The organism is Thiobacillus sp. (assembly GCA_024235835.1).
Lineage (GTDB): Bacteria > Pseudomonadota > Gammaproteobacteria > Burkholderiales > Thiobacillaceae > PFJX01.
Window position 1 is genome coordinate 925,148 of record JACKLQ010000001.1, and the last position, 16,884, is coordinate 942,031.

The window sequence follows — 16,884 nt, forward strand, 5'->3', positions numbered from 1 at the left end:
CACGGGCTGGATCAACGGGTGAACCGTTCACCCGTCGCCATCGTGGGCGGCGGCTGGGCCGGGCTGGCCTGCGCCGTCACCCTGGCCGAAGCCGAAGTACCCGTGACCCTGTTCGAATCCGCCCGCCAACTGGGGGGGCGGGCCCGGGCCGTGGTGTGGGACAACCTCACCGTGGACAACGGCCAGCACCTGATGGTGGGCGCCTACCGGGAAACCCTGGCCCTGCTGGAACGCCTGGGCACCCGGGACCTCGTCGAACACCATCCCCTGGACCTGCGGGTGCCCGGCTTCCGCCTCGCCTTGCCCAGGCTGCCGCCGCCCCTGCACCTGGCCGCCGGTCTGTTCCGGGCCAAGGGCCTCTCCTGGAGCGAGAAAATCGCCGCCGTCCTGTTCATGCAGGGCCTGAAGCGCAAGGGCTTCCGGCTGGATCGGGACGTGGCCGCATCGACGCTCCTTCGGTACCAGCCCGCCGCCCTGGTGGACAGGCTCTGGGGCCCCATCTGCATCGCGGCCCTCAACACCCCCCTGGCCCAGGCTTCCGCCCAGGTGTTCTGCAACGTGCTGCGGGACAGCCTCATGGGTGCCCGGGAAGGAAGCGACCTGGTGTTCAACCGCGCCGACCTGGGCCATCTGTTGCCGGCTGCAGCCGTGGCTTTCCTGCGCCGGTCGGGGGCGGAAATCCGCCTCTCCACCCGGGTGGAAGGCCTGCGCGACAAGAGCCGTGGCCTGCACCTGGATGGCCCGGAGGAGCTGTTCCACACGGTGGTGCTGGCCACCCACCCCAGCCAGGTCAGCGCCCTCACGGAGAACCTGCCGGAACTGGCCGATGTCCGCGCTGACCTGGCCCGCTTCACCTGGCAGCCCATCCTCACCCTGTGGCTGCGCTTCGAAGCCGCGCCCGCCTTCCCCTTCCCCATGCTGGGCCTGGGACCGGGCCAGGCCCCCTGGGCCTTCGAGCGCAACGACATCGCCCCCGGGGTGGTCAGCATCGTGGAAAGCGCCGAGGGCCCCCATCTGGACCTGGGACCCGAGGCGCTGCTGGATACCTACCTGAAACAACTGGAAAAGGTCCTGGGCCCACTGCCCCGCCTGCTGTCCTGGAAGACGATCACGGAAAAACGGGCCACCTATGCCTGTAACCCGGGCATGGAGCGGCCGGCCAATGCCACGGCCCTGCCGGGGCTCTTCCTGGCCGGAGACTATACGGAGGGACCCTACCCGGCCACCCTTGAAGGGGCCGTGCGCAGCGGCGTAAATTGCGCGCGCCTGATCCTGGGGATGGGGAATGAGGCATGAGGGATGGGAAAATACCGCGTCAATAATCCACCCTCTGTCTACTTGGCATGAACGACATCACCCCCACATCCGACCTGCTCCAGGGCCGCATCATCCTCGTCACCGGCGCGGGCCAGGGCCTGGGCCGCAGCGCAGCCCTGGCCTTCGCCAGGCACGGCGCCACCGTGATCCTCCTGGGCCGCTCGGTGAACAAGCTGGAAAAGGTCTACGACGAGATCACCGATGCGGGCGGCCCCCAGCCGGCCATTTTCCCCATGGACCTGGCGGCCGCCACCGATGCCGCCTTCGAAAGCCTGTCCCAGGCCATCGGCTACCAGTTCGGCCGCCTGGACGGCATTTGCCACTGCGCCACGGACTTCGAGGCCCTGCAGCCCCTGAAACAGGAAAACCTGGCGGACTGGATCGAACTGTTCCGGGTCAACGCCGCCGCTCCCGCCGCCCTCAACCGCACTCTGGAGCCTTATCTGGAGAAATCAGGCGAAGCCTCCGTGATCCTGGTGGGAGAGACCCACGGCCACGCGCCCAAGGCCTACTGGGGCGGGTTTGCCGTCTCCAAGGCCGCCCTGGAGGCCTATTTCCGGGTCCAGGCGGACGAGTGGTCGAATGCCTCCCAGCGCATCAATCTCCTCATCCCCGGCCCCATGCATTCGCCCCAGCGGACGAAAACCCATCCTGGGGAGGACAAGAGCGAACTGCCCACCTGCGACGACGTGGCCGCCACCCTGCTCTACCTGATGGGCCCCGACAGTCGCCAGGTGCGGGGGCAACTCGTCCATTATCCGGAAGGCGCCTGAGTGTTGGATAAGTCCTTCTCCGGCACCTGGAACAAGCTCTTTCTAGCCTGGCTGGTGGCCGCGGCTTCCGCCCTGGGCGCCCTGTTCTTCAGCGAGGTGATGGGGCTGGCTCCCTGCGAACTGTGCTGGTGGCAGCGCGTCTTCATGTTCCCCCTGGTGCTCCTGATCCCCCTGGGCCTGTTCCCCCTGGACCTGCGGGTGGTGCGCTATGCCCTGCTCCTGGCCGTGGTGGGCTGGGGCTTCGCCCTGTTCCACTGGCTGCTGGTGCTGGGCATCATCCCCGAGACCATCCGCCCCTGCACCAAGGGAGTCCCCTGTGGCGAGGTCACCCTGCAGTGGTTCGGATTCCTCGACCTGCCCCTGATGTCATTGCTGGCTTTTTCCTGCCTCGTCGCCCTGCTGGCCCTATCTCGTACAAAGGCTGACCCATGAAGCAAAAGATCATCTTCGCCATCGCTGCCGCCATTCTCCTGCTGGGCTTTTTCATGGCCAGCCGGCTCTATACCGACGCCAAGCAGGAAGAAACCGTCCAGCATACGGCCCTGAACCAGGCCAACCTGCTGCGCATGCATTCCCCCACCTATGGGCCAGCGGAGGCCAGGGTGGTCATCGTGGAGTTCTTCGACCCGGCCTGCGAAACCTGCCGCAACTTCTTTCCCTTCGTGCATGAACTGATGTCCGCCCATCCCGGCCAGATCCGGCTGGCCATGCGCTACACCCCGTTCCACAACGGCTCAGAACAGGTGGTCCGTATCCTGGAGGCGGCCCGCAAGCAGGGCAAATACTGGGAGACCCTGGAGGCCCTTTACGCGGCCCAGGACGACTGGGTCCAGAACCACAGTGTGCAGGCGGACCGGGTCTGGCCCCATCTGGACGGCCTGGGCCTGGACCTGGAGAGGCTGCGTCAGGACATGGACGCTTCCGAGATCGGGGCCGTCATCGCCCAGGACATGGAAGACGCCAAGGCCTTGAACGTGGAGAAGACGCCTGAATTCTTCGTCAATGGCCGCCCCATGCCCAGCTTCGGCAGGGAGCAGTTGCGGGTGCTGGTGGAGGAAGCCGTGGCGGCCAGCTACCGCTGACGCGTCAAACCCCGCCGGTCCGATCCTTGGGGGTGCCCGGGCCATCCCGGGAAGGTATGCGGTAGACCCAGGCGAACAGGACCAGGCCGGCCAGTCCCATGGCCAGTTGGGCCTGCCAGTAGGTCACGAAGAACAGGATGGAAGTGCTGAAGCTGAGGACGATCAGCAGCAGGGCCATGCGCTTGGCGCGATAGGGCATGCTTCGGTGAAGGCGCCACTCCAGGATGATGGGCCCCAGGTACCGGTGATGGAGCAGCCAGTGGTAGATGCGACTGGAAGCCCGGGCAAAACAGGCGGCGGACAGCAGGAGGAATGGTGTCGTGGGCAGCACCGGCAGGAAGATGCCCGCCACGCCCAGGGCCAGGAAGACGGCCCCCAGGATGGCGAATATCCAGCGCACCACCAGGGACTTGTGCTTGCGCACCTCATTGCTGAAATCCCCGCCTGTCATGTCTATTCGCCGATCAACAACCATGCCACCTCGTCAGGCCACCGGGGCCGTTGCAGCCGCCGGCGCACCTGGTGATACCCGGGGCTTCAGGTTCTCAGGGGATCGCAGTTCGCGCAGAAGCGCTTTTCCAGGTAGGACCTGAATTCCACGGCCAGCTCCGGGTGCTTGAGGGCGAATTCCACCGTGGCTTCCAGGTAGCCCAGCTTGGTGCCGCAGTCGTAGCGGGTGCCGGTGAACTCGTAGGCCAGCACCTGCTGCTCGTTCAGCAGCGCGGCGATGGCGTCGGTGAGCTGCAACTCGCCGCCGGAACCCCGCTCGATATGGCGCAGGTGGTGGAAGATGCGGGGCGTGAGGATATAGCGCCCCACCACCGCCAGGTTCGAGGGGGCATCCGCCGGCTTGGGTTTTTCCACGATGCTGTTCACCCGGGACAGGCGCTCCGCCATGGACGAAGCGGCAACGATGCCGTAGGAGCCCGTTTCCTGGGGATCCACGTGCTGCACCCCCACCAGGGAGCACTGGTAGTAGTCGTAGAGGTCGCACATCTGCTTGGTGGCGCCGGGCTCGCCATCGATGAGGTCATCCGCCAGGATGACGGCGAAGGGCTCATCGTTCACCGCCGGCTGGGCGCAGAGCACCGCATGGCCCAGGCCAAGGGCCTCGGCCTGGCGGATGAATATGTAGTTCACGTTGGGCGGCAGGGTGCCGCGCAGGTCCGCCAGGGCCTTGAGCTTACCCCGGGTCTCCAGTTCCACTTCCAGTTCATAGGCCTTGTCGAAATGGTCGGCGATGGCCCGCTTGGTGCGGCCGATGATGAAGATCAGGTCCGTGATGCCGGCGGCGGCGGCCTCTTCCGCCGCATACTGGATCAGCGGCTTGTCGACGATGGGCAGCATCTCCTTGGGGTTGGCCTTGGTGGCGGGCAGGAAGCGGGTGCCCATGCCGGCTGCAGGAAACACGGCTTTCGTAACCTTTTTCATTGATTCACTCCTCCGTTATCTCTATGCCCGGAATGATGACGGACAAACACATCCGGATAATAACAAACCGATTGTTCAGTCCCTGTGACGGCTGGCCTGCAGTTCGTCCAGCCAGGCAGAGAAATCCCCCGCCAACTCCGGGTGCTTGAGGGCGTATTCCACCGTGGCCTGGAGGTAGCCCAGCTTGCTGCCGCAATCGTAGCGTTTGCCCTCGTACTCGTAGGCCAGCACCTGCTGCTCCTTGAGCAGGCTGACGATGCCGTCGGTGAGCTGGATCTCGCCGCCGCTGCCCCGGCCGGTGTGGCGCAGGTGCTCGAAGATGCGCGGCGTGAAGACGTAGCGCCCCACCACGCCAAGGGTGGATGGGGCCTCTTCCGGCCTGGGTTTTTCCACCATGGCGCTGATGCGGGACAGGCGGCCCTCCATGGGCTGGCTGACGACGATGCCGTACTGGTCCGTCTCCTCCGGCGCCACGTCCTGCACCCCCACCAGGGAACAGTTGAAGTAGGAATACTGCTCCACCATCTGGCGGGTGACGCCGGGGCGGGCGTCGATGAGGTCGTCCGCCAGGATGACGGCGAAGGGCTCGTTCATCACCGCCGGCTCGGCGCACAGCACCGCATGGCCCAGGCCCAAAGCCTGGGACTGGCGGATGTAGATGCAGTTGACGTGGTCCGGGATGATGTTGCGCACGATCTCCAGAAGCTTGGCCTTGCCCTTGGCCTCCAGTTCCGACTCGAGCTCGTAGGCCTTGTCGAAGTGGTCGGGAATGGCCCGCTTGTTGCGGCCGTTGATGAAGATCAGATCGGTGATGCCCGCCTCCACCGCCTCTTCCACCGCGTACTGGATCAGGGGCTTGTCCACCACCGGCAGCATTTCCTTGGGATTGGCCTTGGTGGCGGGCAGGAAGCGGGTGCCCATGCCGGCTACGGGAAAAACAGCCTTGGTAACTTTTTGCATTTCAAACTCCCGAATCTTTCAGCAATTCCAGCAAGCCGTCTTCGTCCAGAATGGCGATGCCCAGTTCCTGGGCCTTGGCGAGCTTGCTTCCCGCCTCGGACCCGGCGACCACGTAGTCCGTCTTTTTGGAAACGCTGCCCGCCGCCTTGCCGCCGGCCGCTTCGATCATGGCCTTGGCCTCGTCCCTGGTCAGGGTGGGCAGTGTGCCGGTGAGCACCAGGATCTTGCCGGAGAGCGGGCCTGCGACCACAGGCCGCGCCTCCCCATCCTGCCAGGCGTGGACATGGCCCAATGCTTCAATTACGGCACGGTTATGGGATTCCTTGAAGAAAGCGGCGATGGAGGCCGCCACCACGGGGCCCACGTCGGGCACCGCCAGCAAGGCTTCCTCGTCTGCCCCCATCAGGGCTTCCAGGCTGCCGAAATGGCGCGCCAGATCCTTGGCGGTCTGCTCCCCCACGTGGCGGATGCCCAGGGCGAATACGAAACGGGCCAGGGGACGACCCCGGCTGGCATCGATGGCGGCGATTAAATTGCTGGCCGACTTGTCAGCCATGCGCTCCAGTCCGGCCAGATGCTCGTGGGTCAGGTCGTAGATGTCGGCGGGCGTGGCCACCAGCCCCCTGTCCACCAACTGTTCCACCAGCTTGTCCCCCAGGCCCTCGATGTCCATGGCCCGGCGTGAAGCGAAGTGGATCACCGCCTGCTTGCGTTGGGCCGGGCAGGCCAGGCCGTTGGTACAGCGTGCGGCGGCCTCACCTTCCAGGCGAAGCACGGGGGCGCCGCACTCCGGGCAGGTGGCGGGCATCATGAAGGGCGGGTTAGCCGGCTCCACCAAATCCTTCATGGGACGGCGTTCCGGCAGGATGCCCACCACCTCGGGGATCACGTCCCCGGCCCGGCGCACGATTACGGTGTCACCCACCCGCACGTCCTTGCGCCGCGCCTCGTCCTCGTTGTGGAGGGTGGCGTTGGTGACGGTGACGCCGCCCACGAACACCGGCTTCAGCCGGGCCACGGGGGTCAGGGCACCGGTACGGCCCACCTGTACGTCAATGGCCAGCACCTCGGTGAGTTCCTCCTGGGCCGGGTACTTGTGGGCCAGGGCGAAACGGGGGGCCCTGGCCACATAGCCCAAGGTTGTCTGGTCGGCCAGGCGGTTGACTTTGTAGACGGCGCCGTCGATCTCGTAGGGCAGGGTTTCCCGGCTGGCTCCCAGCTTGTCGAAGAAGGCCATCAGGCCGGAGACGCCCTTTGCCGTGCCGCGCTGGGGCGCCACGGGAAAATGCAGGCGGGCCAGCCAGTCCATGATGGCGCTGTGGGTGTCCGGCATTTCCACCCCCTCCACCTGCCCGATGCCATAGGCGAAGAAGGACAGGCGGCGCTGGGCGGTGATGCGGGAATCCAGTTGGCGCAGGCTGCCGGCGGCGGCGTTGCGGGGGTTGGCGAAGGTCTTCTCGCCCATGGCCCGGGCCTGGTCATTGAGTCGCTCGAAGTCCTTGCGCAGCATGAGCACCTCGCCCCGCACTTCAAGCGCCTGGGGAACCTGTTCGCCAGCCAGGCGCATGGGAATGGCCCGCACGGTACGCAGGTTGGTGCTCACGTCCTCGCCGGTGTAGCCGTCTCCCCGGGTGGCGCCACGCACGAACAAGCCGTCCTCATAGCGCAGGGTGATGGCCAGGCCGTCGAACTTGGGCTCCACGGCGTATTCGATTTCCTGGGCTTCCCGTTCCAGGCCTTCCCGTACACGTCGGTCGAAGGCTGCCACTTCCGCCTCGGAAAAGGCATTGTTGAGGGACAGCATGGGCACCGCATGCGTGACTTGATCGAAATCCTTGAGGGGGGCAGCGCCGACGCGCTGGGTGGGGGAATCCGGCGTGACCAGTTCGGGATGCCGCGATTCCAGCTCCTGGAGCTCCCGCAACAGGCGGTCGTATTCGCTGTCGGGAATCGTGGGGGCGTCGAGGACGTAGTAGCGGTAGTTGGCCTCGTCGATCAGGGCGCGAAGTTCACGGGCACGCCGTTCTTCCCCACTTCCCATCAGACGAACAGTCTGAGGGCCCGTTCACCGCCGGCCGGAATGCTCCGCGCCTCCATGCGGCCGTAGAAAGAGGCCAGGCGGGCCCGGTCCCGGTTCAGGTTGTCCTCGGTGACGGGGCGGCCGTTGTCGTCCACCAGGCGGCCTTCCAGGCGCCAGGCCAGGTCGAAACCAAAGCGGGTCATACGGTCGAACACCGCCAGGCCGTCGGCTACCCGGGGCACGTCGAACAGCAGAGTAAGGCCATGGACCGTGAGGCCCCGGCCGTCCCGTGGGAAGGGCTGGTCCTGCTGGTTGGCCAGGGTGAACAGGGTATGACCGAAAAGGTCCTTGGCATGGTAGGTGCCGTCTGCCTCCAGGGTCATCCTGGCCTCCAGGGCCTCCTTGTTGATGACCTCGCTGGTGAAGGGGCGCGCGTCGGAAGCGATGATGTTGAGGCCTATGAGCACGTCCACTTCCATGCAAAGCATGTCCAGGGACTTGGCCGCCTGGAGGGCGTCCTGCTTGTCTGGACAGCTCACGGCACCGCCCTCCTCCGCCGCGAAGCCGTAGAGGGCCCGGCAGAAGGAGTCCAACTGGTCGTGGCTCACGGCACCGTTGCGGTCCGCCAGCTGCAGGCCGATCTCCACCAGGTCGTAGCTGACCCGGGGGTGGCTGGTGAGGGGTTCCCACACACCGTCCAGGCGCTTGCCGAAGGCCCGCACCGGTTTGCCGATGCGGCGCAGGGTGGTAAGCATGGGGCCAAAATTGGCGGCGGAAGGGGTGGCGAAACGGACGCGGGCCACGTATTCCGTATCCACGTCCAGGCCGCTGGTCCTGGGGGCGTGCTCCGCCTCATCCAGTTCCGTATCGCTGACAACCTGGGTGACAGCCTGGGGCCTCCAGCTTGCCTCCGGCGGCTCCGCAGGCGGGGGCCGTACGCCGGGCACGGGTTGCGGCATAGGCTCCACGAGGGGCTCCTGGACTGCTTTCGGGGAAGGTACGGGGGGGATATCCTCCGGCTCATCCGGCAAGCCAGCCTCCACTGCACCCCCAGGCCCCGCAGCGTCCGCCGCTCCGGACTCATCGACCCGGGACTCGCTGGCATCGCTGCCTTCACGTTCCAGGCTCATGGGCGCAAAGTCCATGTCCACGTCCTTCAGGGCGTGGGCCACCTCGGGGGCTTCGGGCTCCTCCGCGCCGAAGGAGACACGGGAACGGGGCTCGTCGCCCTCCACTTCGGCGCGAACGGATTCGCCCAGCATGATGTCTTCGCGCCGGTGCGAGAACATGCGCTCCGCATCCCGCCGGAAGCGGCGTTCCTGCAGGAGATTGTAGACGACGATGGCGCCGATCAGGACGACACCGACGATGGCCAGAACGATCTGGAGTGTGGTCATCATGGGCGCTTCACCTCTGCCCGGGGAATGGTGCCGGGTTCCACCACGTGGAAAAAGACCTCGTTGGAACGCACCATGCCCAGTTCATAGCGGGCGCGTTCCTCCAGGGCATCGTAGCCGGAATGCAGGTCCTGGGCCTCCGCCGCCAACTGGAGGTTGCGCATCTCCAGGGCCTGGTTGGCGGTCTTCTGGGCGGCGATCTCCCTCTCGAGTTCCCACACACGGAACCAGCTGCCCTTGCCCACCCACAGGGGGTACTGCAGCAGGACAATGAGAGAGGTGATCACCCAGGCCAGACCCTTCATCGCAATTAGCGGCTACCTCGTATGCTCAGCGCAGCTGGTGGAACGCTTCCTTGCCGGGATAACGGGCCCGCTCGGCCAGTTCTTCCTCGATGCGCAGGAGCTGGTTGTACTTGGCGATGCGATCGGACCGGGACAGGGAGCCGGTCTTGATCTGCAGGGCGTTGCTGCCCACGGCCAGGTCGGCGATGAAGGCGTCCTCGGTCTCGCCGGAGCGGTGGGAGATGACGGAGGTGTAGCCGGCCCGCTTGGCGGTCTCGATGGCGTCGAAGGTCTCCGACAGGGTGCCGATCTGGTTCACCTTGATGAGGATGGAGTTGCAGATGCCCTTGGCAATGCCCTCGCGCAGGATCCTGGGGTTGGTGACGAACAGGTCGTCGCCCACGATCTGGATGCGTTTCCCAAGCTTGGCCGTGTGGGCGGCCCAGCCCTCCCAGTCGCCCTCCGCCATGCCGTCCTCGATGCTGACAATGGGGTATTTGTCCACCCACGCGGCCAGATAGTCGGTGAACTCGGCGGAGGTGAGCTTCAGTCCCTCGGACTCCAGCACGTAGCGGCCGTCCTTGTAGAACTCGGAGGCGGCGCAGTCCAGGCCGATGAGCACGTCGGAGCCCGGCGTATAACCAGCGGCGCCGATGGCCTCGACGATGAACTTCAGGGCTTCCTCGTTGGACTTGAAGTTGGGAGCAAAGCCGCCCTCGTCACCCACGGTGGTGGGGTGGCCGGCCTTGTCCAACAACTTCTTCAGGGTGTGGAATATCTCGGCGCCGCAGCGCAGGGCCTCGCGGAAGGACTTGGCGCCGGCGGGGATGATCATGAATTCCTGCATGTCCACGCTGTTGTTGGCGTGGGCGCCGCCGTTGACGATGTTCATCATGGGCACCGGCAGGTGCATGGGACCGGCGCCGCCCAGGTAGCGGTACAGGGGCAGGCGGGCGTCCTCGGCGGCCGCCCGGGCGCAGGCCAGGGACACGGCCAGCATGGCGTTGGCCCCCAGGCGGGATTTGTTCTCGGTGCCGTCCAGGTCAATCATGGTGGCGTCGATGAGGTGCTGCTCTTCCACGTCCAGGCCCAGGATGGCCTCGGCGATCTCGGTGTTCACGTTCTCCACGGCCTTGAGCACGCCCTTGCCCAGGTAACGGGCCTTGTCGCCATCGCGCAGTTCGATGGCCTCGCGGCTGCCGGTGGAGGCGCCGGAGGGCACGGCGGCGCGGCCCAGCACGCCGGATTCCAGAAGCACGTCGGCTTCAACGGTGGGATTGCCGCGGGAATCCAGGATTTCGCGGGCGATGACATCAACGATAGCGCTCATCTTCCTTCTTTCTTCTCAACACGGCGGCTGTTTACCGCCTCACAAGTTGTTTGCCGGGCCGCCCCATGAACAAATGGCCCCCTCGTGGGGGCGGCTCGGGCTGTTTTTCCGAACCGGGGGCACAGCAACCTCATACACGGGCTTCGATAAAGCCCTTTTGCTTCACCAAGGCATCAATCTCCTTGAGTGTGAACAGCAATTCTTTCATCAGATGCAGGGGCCAGGCGTTGGGGCCGTCGGACAGGGCCTTGGCCGGGTCAGGATGGGTCTCGGCGAACAGGCCGGAAATGCCGCTGGCCACCGCTGCCCGGGCCAAAACAGGCACGAACTCCCGCTGGCCGCCGGAACGGTCGCCCTGGCCGCCGGGCTGCTGCACGGAATGGGTGGCGTCGAAAACCACCGGGCACCCCGTCTCCCGCATGATGGCCAGGCCGCGCATGTCGGAGATGAGGGTGTTGTAGCCGAAGGACACGCCCCGCTCGCACACCATGATGGTGTCGGCGCCGCCGTTGGCCGCCTTGGCCTTGGCCACCACGTTCTTCATGTCGCCCGGGGCCAGAAACTGGCCCTTCTTGATGTTCACCGGCTTGCCCGAGGCGGCGCAGGCCTGGATGAAGTCCGTCTGGCGGCACAGGAAGGCGGGGGTCTGGAGCACGTCCACCACGGCGGCCACGGCGGGAATCTCCGCCTCGGTATGCACGTCGGTGATGACCGGCAGGCCCAGTTGCTTCTTCACCTCGGACAGGATGCGCAGGCCCTCGTCCATGCCCAGGCCCCGGAAGGAGCCGCCGGAGGAACGGTTGGCCTTGTCGTAGGAGGACTTGTAGATGAAGTTGACGCCCACCTCGGCGCAGATCTCCTTGATCTGGCCGGCGGTGTCCAGGGCCATCTGCTCGGACTCGATGACGCAGGGCCCGGCGATGAGGAACAGGGGATGGTCGAGGCCGACCTCGAAGCCGCAGAGTTTCATGATTGAGCCTCCTTGCTCTTGGACTGGGCCAATGCTGCTTCCACGAAGGCCTTGAACAGGGGGTGTCCGTCCCGGGGATTGGACGTGAACTCGGGGTGGAACTGGCAGCCCACGAACCAGGGATGAACATCCCGGGGCAGTTCCACCATTTCGCACAGATCGGTGACGGGAGCACGGCCGGCCACCACCAGGCCCTTTGCCTCCAGCGCCTGGAGCAGGTCGTTGTTCACTTCATAACGGTGGCGATGGCGTTCGGTGATCTCGGCCTTGCCGTAAATGTCCCTCGCCAGGCTGCCTTCCTTGAGCTGGCAGACCTGGCCGCCCAGGCGCATGGTGCCGCCCAGGTCGGACTTCTCGTCCCGCTTCTCCAGCTTGCCGCTTCGGTCCTGCCATTCGGTGATGAGGCCGATGACCGGGAATGGCGTGTCCTTCTCGAATTCGGTGGAATGGGCACCGCCCATGCCGGCCACGTCCCGGGCATATTCCACCACCGCCAGCTGCATGCCCAGGCAGATGCCCAGGTAGGGCAGCTTGTGCTCCCGGGCGAAGCGGATGGCGCAGATCTTGCCCTCGGTGCCCCGCTTGCCGAAGCCGCCGGGCACCAGGATGGCATCCATGGCCGCCAGGCTGCCGCAGCCGTCCCGCTCGATGGTCTCGGAATCGATGTAGTGGATCTTCACCCGGCTGCGGGTGTGGATGCCGGCGTGGGTCAGGGCCTCGGTAAGGGACTTGTAGGACTCGGTCAGGTCCACGTACTTGCCCACGAAGGCAATGTCCACCTCATGCTCCGGGTGCTCCAGGGCGTCGATGAGCCGCTTCCACACGGACAGGTCAGCCGCCCGGGCCAGGAGCCCCAGCTTGTGGCAGACGATCTCGTCCAGCATCTGGTCGTGCAGCATGGCGGGAATCTTGTAGATGGAATCCGCGTCCAGGGCCTCGATCACCGCCTCGGGCATGACGTTGCAGAACAGGGCGATCTTGCGCCGCTCTTCCGCCGGGATGGAGCGGTCCGCCCGGCACAGCAGCACGTCGGGCTGGATACCGATCTCGCGCAGTTCCTTGACCGAATGCTGGGTAGGCTTGGTCTTCAGTTCGCCGGCCGTGGGGATGTAGGGCAGCAGGGTCAGGTGGATGTAGCAGCAGCCCGTCTTGCCCTCCTCGATGCCCATCTGGCGGATGGCCTCCAGGAACGGCAGGGATTCGATGTCGCCCACGGTGCCGCCGATCTCCACGATGGCCACGTCCGCCTCGCCCGCGCCCCGCTTGATGGAGGCCTTGATCTCGTCGGTGATGTGGGGAATGACCTGCACGGTCTTGCCCAGGTACTCGCCCCGGCGCTCCTTCTTGATCACCGCCTCGTAGATCTGGCCGGTGGTGAAGTTGTTGCGCTTGGACATCTTGGCCCGGGTGAAGCGCTCGTAATGGCCCAGGTCCAGGTCCGTCTCGGCCCCGTCCTCGGTGACGAACACCTCACCATGCTGGAACGGGCTCATGGTGCCCGGGTCCACGTTGATGTAGGGATCCAGCTTCAGGTGGGTGACGGTGAGGCCCCGGGACTCCAGGATGGCCCCCAGGGACGCGGCGGCAATGCCCTTTCCGAGGGAGGACACGACACCACCGGTAACGAAGACGTAGCGAGGCATAAAAATACCTAATGCAGGGATGCGGAATGATACCGGAAGGCGCCGCCCCATCCAAGGAAGAGCCTTGACCAGGCCACCTCACCGCTCCCTCAGGCTTTCGTTGCCATATTGCAGCAGCGGGCTCAGGAAATACTCGATGACGCGGCGCTGGCCGGTCTTGATCTCCGCGGTGACGGCCATGCCAGGGGTCAGTTTTACCTGCTTGCCATCCACGTTCAAAGAAGCGCGCTTCAACCTCACCCTGGCCGAATAGACCAACCCCATTTTCTCGTCCGGGATGGCATCACTGGACACATGAATAACCTCGCCCAGAATTGTGCCGTACTTGGTGAAGGGAAAAGTCTCCACCTTTACCTCTGATTCCTGCCCTGCATGCACGAAACCTGTGTCTTTGTTTTCCAGGAAGACTTCAACCTCCAACGCACTGTCGCCAGGCACGATCACCAGCAACGGTTGGGCCGGCGTGACCACTCCTCCAACCGTATGCACTGCGAGTTGTTGCACTGTCCCTTCCACGGGTGCCAGCAAGCGCATGCAGCTATCCCTGTGCTCTGCCTTGCGCAACTCCTGTGACAATCCATTCACACTTCGTTCCGCTTCATTCAAGGCATCCAGCGTTGCGCGTCGGGTTGCCGCTACCAGTGCCGTTTTTTGCCGCTTGCCTTCCAGCAAGGCCGCACGAATCTCCACCAGTTTTGCCTGCTGGGAGGCCAGGTCCCCCTCCATTTCAATACGCTCCTGTTCCTTATCCAGGAAGCCATGGCGGGAGACAAAATTCTTATCCAGCAGGCCCTGGTAGTCCCATGCCCTCTGCCTTGCGATGGGAACGGTTCGAGCAAGCTTGGCAACGATTTCAGAGGTGGCGGTCAATTCGGCCTCCCGGCGGGCGATTTCCGCATCCAGTTGGTCCAGCCGGGCTTGCAATTCCCCGAAGTGGCCAGCCAAATGGCGTCTGGCATCATCCAGGCGATTGGCATCTGCGCCGTCCGGGGGTACCAGGCGGGGGCGCTGCCCATTCTCCAGTGCGGCCAGAAGGGCGCGGGCCCTGGCGGCCTCCAATCTGGAAATTTCCAGATCGGCGGCCAGCCGTGCACTATCTGCCCGGGCTTGGGTGGAATCCAGCTCGATGAGCAAGTCCCCTGCCCTCACCCGTTGACCGTCCCGCACGTGGATGCCTCGTACCGCTGACGTCTCCAGGGGCTGAATGACCTTGGCACGATCGTCCGGAATGATTTTTCCCCGTGCACTGGCAACGATGTCAAGCTTGCCGAATACGGCCCATAGCAGGGTCAAGAGGGCGAAAAATACGATAAGTCCCATGGCGATGCGTGGGGCGGGGTGTACCGGCGTATCCCGCAGTGCCAGGGCTGCCGGCAGGAATTCCGTCTCGTGACCATGCAGAGACGGGCCATCCAGTCGCTTCCTCCCGCGCCAGGCATGGCGCAGTACCCGTGCGTAGCGGCCAAGCAGGTCCAGGGTGGCAGCGATGTTCGTCTTCATGCCTCAGGCGTGCTGCAAGCGGTAGAGCCGGCTGTATTGACCTGCCTCGCGTTGCAGCAGCTCTGCGTGGCTGCCTGACTCCACAACCTGGCCTCTATCCAGGACGACGATGCGGTCCGCTTTTCTTACCGCCGTGAGGCGGTGGGCGATGATGATCACCGTGCGCCCCCGGCAGATGGCCTGCATGTTCTGCTGGATGATGCGCTCCGACTCGTAGTCCAGGGCACTGGTGGCCTCGTCCAGGATTAGGATGCGTGGCTGGGTGATGAGGGCCCGGGCGATGGCAATGCGCTGGCGCTGCCCCCCGGACAGGGTGGAGCCATGTTCCCCCACCAGAGTGTCATAGCCATCCGGTAGTTCCAGGATGAAGTCGTGGGCACCGGCCAGCCGAGCTGCCTCCATTACCGACTCCAGAGGGGCACCCGGGTCCGCCAGGGCGATGTTCTCGCGGATGGAGCGGTTGAACAGCACGTTCTCCTGCAACACCACGCCGATCTGGCGGCGCAGGGAGGCGGCGTCCGCCAGGGCCAGGTCCACGCCATCCACCAGCATCCGGCCGCTTTCCGGCACATACAGGCGCTGCACCAGCTTCGCTAGTGTGCTCTTGCCGGAACCGGAGCGGCCAACGATGCCGATGATCTCGCCGGGTTCCACCACCAGACTGACACCTCTCAGCACCTCGGGCCCATCGGGACGGTAGCGAAAGGACACCTGGTCCAGTTCGATGCGACCCGAGAGGGCTGGCAGCGGTGATTTGCTGCCTGCCACCTCGGTGCGTGTGTTGAGGATGTCCCCCAGACGCTGCATGGAGATACCTGTCTGCTGGAAATCACTCCATAGCTGGGCCAGGCGCATGATGGGCTGGGCCACCCGCCCTGCAAGCATGTTGAAGGCGATGAGTTGGCCCACTGTCAGGTTCCCGTCGATCACCAACCGGGCCCCCAGCCACAGGGTGGCCACGGTAACCAGTTTTCCCACCAGGTTGACGCCTTCATGGGCCAGGTTGGAGAGCTTGGCGGCGCGAAAACCGGCGGTCACATAGCCGGCCAGCTGATTGTCCCATTGCCTGGTCATCTGGGGTTCCACCGCCATGGACTTGAGGGTGTCTATGCCGGCGATGGCCTCCACAAGGAAGGCCTGGTTCTCGGCACCCCGGTTGAATTTCTCGTGCAACCGGGCCCGCAACAGGGGCGTGATGATCATGGAAAGCAGCAGGTACAGGGGCAGGGAGGCCAGCACTATCAGTGTGAGCCAACCGCTATAGAACAGCATGACAACCAGGAAGATGAGGGAAAAGCAGATATCCAACACCACGGTGATGGCATTGCCGGTCAAGAACTGGCGGATGTTCTCCAGTTCTCGCACACGCGCAACCGAATCGCCGACGCGTCGGACCTGGAAGTAGGCCATGGGCAGTTGGAGCAGGTGGCGAAACAGACGAGCCCCCAATTCCACGTCGATACGGCTGGTGGTGTGGGAAAACACATATGTACGCAACCCGGAAAGCACCACCTCGAAGATGGATACGACCAAGAGTCCGAGGGCAATAACGTCCAGCGTAGTGAGTCCCCGGTGCACCAGCACCTTGTCCATGACCACCTGGAAAAACAAGGGGGTGACCAGGGCGAAAAGGTTGAGTACCAGGGACACCAGCAGAATCTCCCCCAGCAGCCGGCGGTACTTGACGATGGCTGGGACGAACCAGGTGAAGTCGAAACGGGCCAGATCCCCAGCAAGGGAGGCTCGGGAGGCGAGCAGGATCAACTCGCCAGTCCAGCGGGACTCCAGTTCGGCCATCGACAGGGTCTGGGGCCTGGCCATGCCTGGATCATGTATGAGGACCTGTTCGCCTTCCGCCTTGGCCAGAATGAAGAAGCCGCCCAGTCCATCCATGGCCAGGGCGGGCAGGGGTGTGGTGATCACGCGGCCAATATCCGTCTTTACATGCCTGGCCTTGAGACCCAGCTTCTTGGCTGCCAGCATTATTTGCGTGACGCCGAAGGGGCCACCTTCGCCGAATTCATGGGCCAACTGGGCTGGTTCTGCCAACACGCCGTGGAAGCGGGCCAGCATCACCAGGCAGGCCAGGCCAGGGTCGGGTGAACCTTGTGGAACTGCCCCGGCGGGGGCTTCGCCTTGAGCTCGCATGCTGTCTTCCCTGTGTGCGCTCCAAGTCC

Annotated in this window: 15 protein-coding genes; 4 read left to right on the forward strand and 11 right to left on the reverse strand. The window is 64.8% G+C overall.

Annotation, left to right across the window (positions count from 1 at the left end; translation table 11 throughout):
* The first annotated feature begins 18 nt into the window (after nucleotides 1-18).
* Genes H6935_04505 through H6935_04520 form a run of 4 tightly spaced genes read left to right on the forward strand, consistent with a single transcriptional unit; the run spans nucleotide 19 to nucleotide 3,172 of the window.
* Nucleotides 19-1,296 carry an FAD-dependent oxidoreductase gene (locus H6935_04505; GenBank protein ID MCP5277606.1) on the forward strand — a complete coding sequence of 426 codons (1,278 nt, stop codon included), beginning with the start codon at nucleotides 19-21 and terminating at the stop codon, nucleotides 1,294-1,296.
* A gap of 47 nt (nucleotides 1,297-1,343) precedes the next feature.
* Nucleotides 1,344-2,090, forward strand: a complete 747-nt coding sequence (locus H6935_04510) for an SDR family NAD(P)-dependent oxidoreductase (GenBank protein MCP5277607.1) — start codon at nucleotides 1,344-1,346, stop codon at nucleotides 2,088-2,090.
* Entirely contained in the window at nucleotides 2,091-2,522 is a 432-nt protein-coding gene (locus tag H6935_04515) for a disulfide bond formation protein B (GenBank protein ID MCP5277608.1), read from the forward strand.
* Nucleotides 2,519-3,172, forward strand: a complete 654-nt coding sequence (locus H6935_04520) for a thioredoxin domain-containing protein (protein ID MCP5277609.1) — start codon at nucleotides 2,519-2,521, stop codon at nucleotides 3,170-3,172. Before H6935_04515 ends, H6935_04520 begins: the two co-directional genes overlap by 4 nt.
* 4 nt (nucleotides 3,173-3,176) lie before the next feature.
* Here the strand turns inward: H6935_04520 and H6935_04525 are convergent, their stop codons facing one another.
* From H6935_04525 to H6935_04575, 11 genes are all read right to left on the reverse strand, one after another.
* Complete coding sequence (locus H6935_04525; GenBank protein ID MCP5277610.1) at nucleotides 3,177-3,623, reverse strand: YbaN family protein; 447 nt, start codon at nucleotides 3,621-3,623, stop codon at nucleotides 3,177-3,179.
* An 86-nt stretch (nucleotides 3,624-3,709) separates the two neighbouring features.
* Entirely contained in the window at nucleotides 3,710-4,603 is an 894-nt protein-coding gene (gene galU / locus H6935_04530) for a UTP--glucose-1-phosphate uridylyltransferase GalU (GenBank protein ID MCP5277611.1), read from the reverse strand.
* A 75-nt stretch (nucleotides 4,604-4,678) separates the two neighbouring features.
* Nucleotides 4,679-5,563, reverse strand: coding sequence for a UTP--glucose-1-phosphate uridylyltransferase GalU (galU, locus tag H6935_04535; protein MCP5277612.1), 885 nt, complete (start codon nucleotides 5,561-5,563; stop codon nucleotides 4,679-4,681).
* A gap of 1 nt (nucleotide 5,564) precedes the next feature.
* Complete coding sequence (gene ligA, locus H6935_04540; GenBank protein ID MCP5277613.1) at nucleotides 5,565-7,604, reverse strand: NAD-dependent DNA ligase LigA; 2,040 nt, start codon at nucleotides 7,602-7,604, stop codon at nucleotides 5,565-5,567.
* Nucleotides 7,604-8,983: a hypothetical protein gene (locus tag H6935_04545; GenBank protein ID MCP5277614.1), complete on the reverse strand. Its 1,380-nt coding sequence runs from the start codon at nucleotides 8,981-8,983 to the stop codon at nucleotides 7,604-7,606. Before H6935_04545 ends, ligA begins: the two co-directional genes overlap by 1 nt.
* Complete coding sequence (gene ftsB, locus H6935_04550; GenBank protein ID MCP5277615.1) at nucleotides 8,980-9,285, reverse strand: cell division protein FtsB; 306 nt, start codon at nucleotides 9,283-9,285, stop codon at nucleotides 8,980-8,982. The genes H6935_04545 and ftsB overlap by 4 nt, the downstream gene beginning before the upstream one ends.
* 25 nt (nucleotides 9,286-9,310) lie before the next feature.
* Nucleotides 9,311-10,594, reverse strand: a complete 1,284-nt coding sequence (gene eno / locus H6935_04555; GenBank protein MCP5277616.1) for a phosphopyruvate hydratase — start codon at nucleotides 10,592-10,594, stop codon at nucleotides 9,311-9,313.
* 130 nt (nucleotides 10,595-10,724) lie between these two features.
* Entirely contained in the window at nucleotides 10,725-11,564 is an 840-nt protein-coding gene (gene kdsA, locus H6935_04560; protein ID MCP5277617.1) for a 3-deoxy-8-phosphooctulonate synthase, read from the reverse strand.
* Nucleotides 11,561-13,207: a CTP synthase gene (locus tag H6935_04565; GenBank protein MCP5277618.1), complete on the reverse strand. Its 1,647-nt coding sequence runs from the start codon at nucleotides 13,205-13,207 to the stop codon at nucleotides 11,561-11,563. Before H6935_04565 ends, kdsA begins: the two co-directional genes overlap by 4 nt.
* Nucleotides 13,208-13,285: 78 nt before the next feature.
* The gene (locus H6935_04570; GenBank protein MCP5277619.1) at nucleotides 13,286-14,707 is read right to left on the reverse strand and encodes an HlyD family type I secretion periplasmic adaptor subunit; all 1,422 of its coding nucleotides are present in this window, start codon (nucleotides 14,705-14,707) and stop codon (nucleotides 13,286-13,288) included.
* Between the two features lie 3 nt (nucleotides 14,708-14,710).
* A complete protein-coding gene (locus H6935_04575; protein ID MCP5277620.1) occupies nucleotides 14,711-16,855 on the reverse strand; it encodes a type I secretion system permease/ATPase in 2,145 nt (714 codons plus the stop codon).
* Between the last annotated feature and the right edge of the window lie 29 nt (nucleotides 16,856-16,884).

Bases quoted from the DNA above. Each gene is read 5' to 3' on its own strand.
- H6935_04510 (MCP5277607.1), top strand. From the start codon at position 1,344: ATGAACGACATCACCCCCACATCCGACCTGCTCCAGGGCCGCATCATC.
- H6935_04520 (MCP5277609.1), top strand. From the start codon at position 2,519: ATGAAGCAAAAGATCATCTTCGCCATCGCTGCCGCCATTCTCCTGCTG.
- H6935_04525 (MCP5277610.1), bottom strand. From the start codon at position 3,623: ATGACAGGCGGGGATTTCAGCAATGAGGTGCGCAAGCACAAGTCCCTG.
- galU (MCP5277611.1), bottom strand. From the start codon at position 4,603: ATGAAAAAGGTTACGAAAGCCGTGTTTCCTGCAGCCGGCATGGGCACC.
- galU (MCP5277612.1), bottom strand. From the start codon at position 5,563: ATGCAAAAAGTTACCAAGGCTGTTTTTCCCGTAGCCGGCATGGGCACC.
- ligA (MCP5277613.1), bottom strand. From the start codon at position 7,604: ATGGGAAGTGGGGAAGAACGGCGTGCCCGTGAACTTCGCGCCCTGATC.
- H6935_04545 (MCP5277614.1), bottom strand. From the start codon at position 8,983: ATGATGACCACACTCCAGATCGTTCTGGCCATCGTCGGTGTCGTCCTG.
- ftsB (MCP5277615.1), bottom strand. From the start codon at position 9,285: ATGAAGGGTCTGGCCTGGGTGATCACCTCTCTCATTGTCCTGCTGCAG.
- eno (MCP5277616.1), bottom strand. From the start codon at position 10,594: ATGAGCGCTATCGTTGATGTCATCGCCCGCGAAATCCTGGATTCCCGC.
- kdsA (MCP5277617.1), bottom strand. From the start codon at position 11,564: ATGAAACTCTGCGGCTTCGAGGTCGGCCTCGACCATCCCCTGTTCCTC.
- H6935_04565 (MCP5277618.1), bottom strand. From the start codon at position 13,207: ATGCCTCGCTACGTCTTCGTTACCGGTGGTGTCGTGTCCTCCCTCGGA.
- H6935_04570 (MCP5277619.1), bottom strand. From the start codon at position 14,707: ATGAAGACGAACATCGCTGCCACCCTGGACCTGCTTGGCCGCTACGCA.
- H6935_04575 (MCP5277620.1), bottom strand. From the start codon at position 16,855: ATGCGAGCTCAAGGCGAAGCCCCCGCCGGGGCAGTTCCACAAGGTTCA.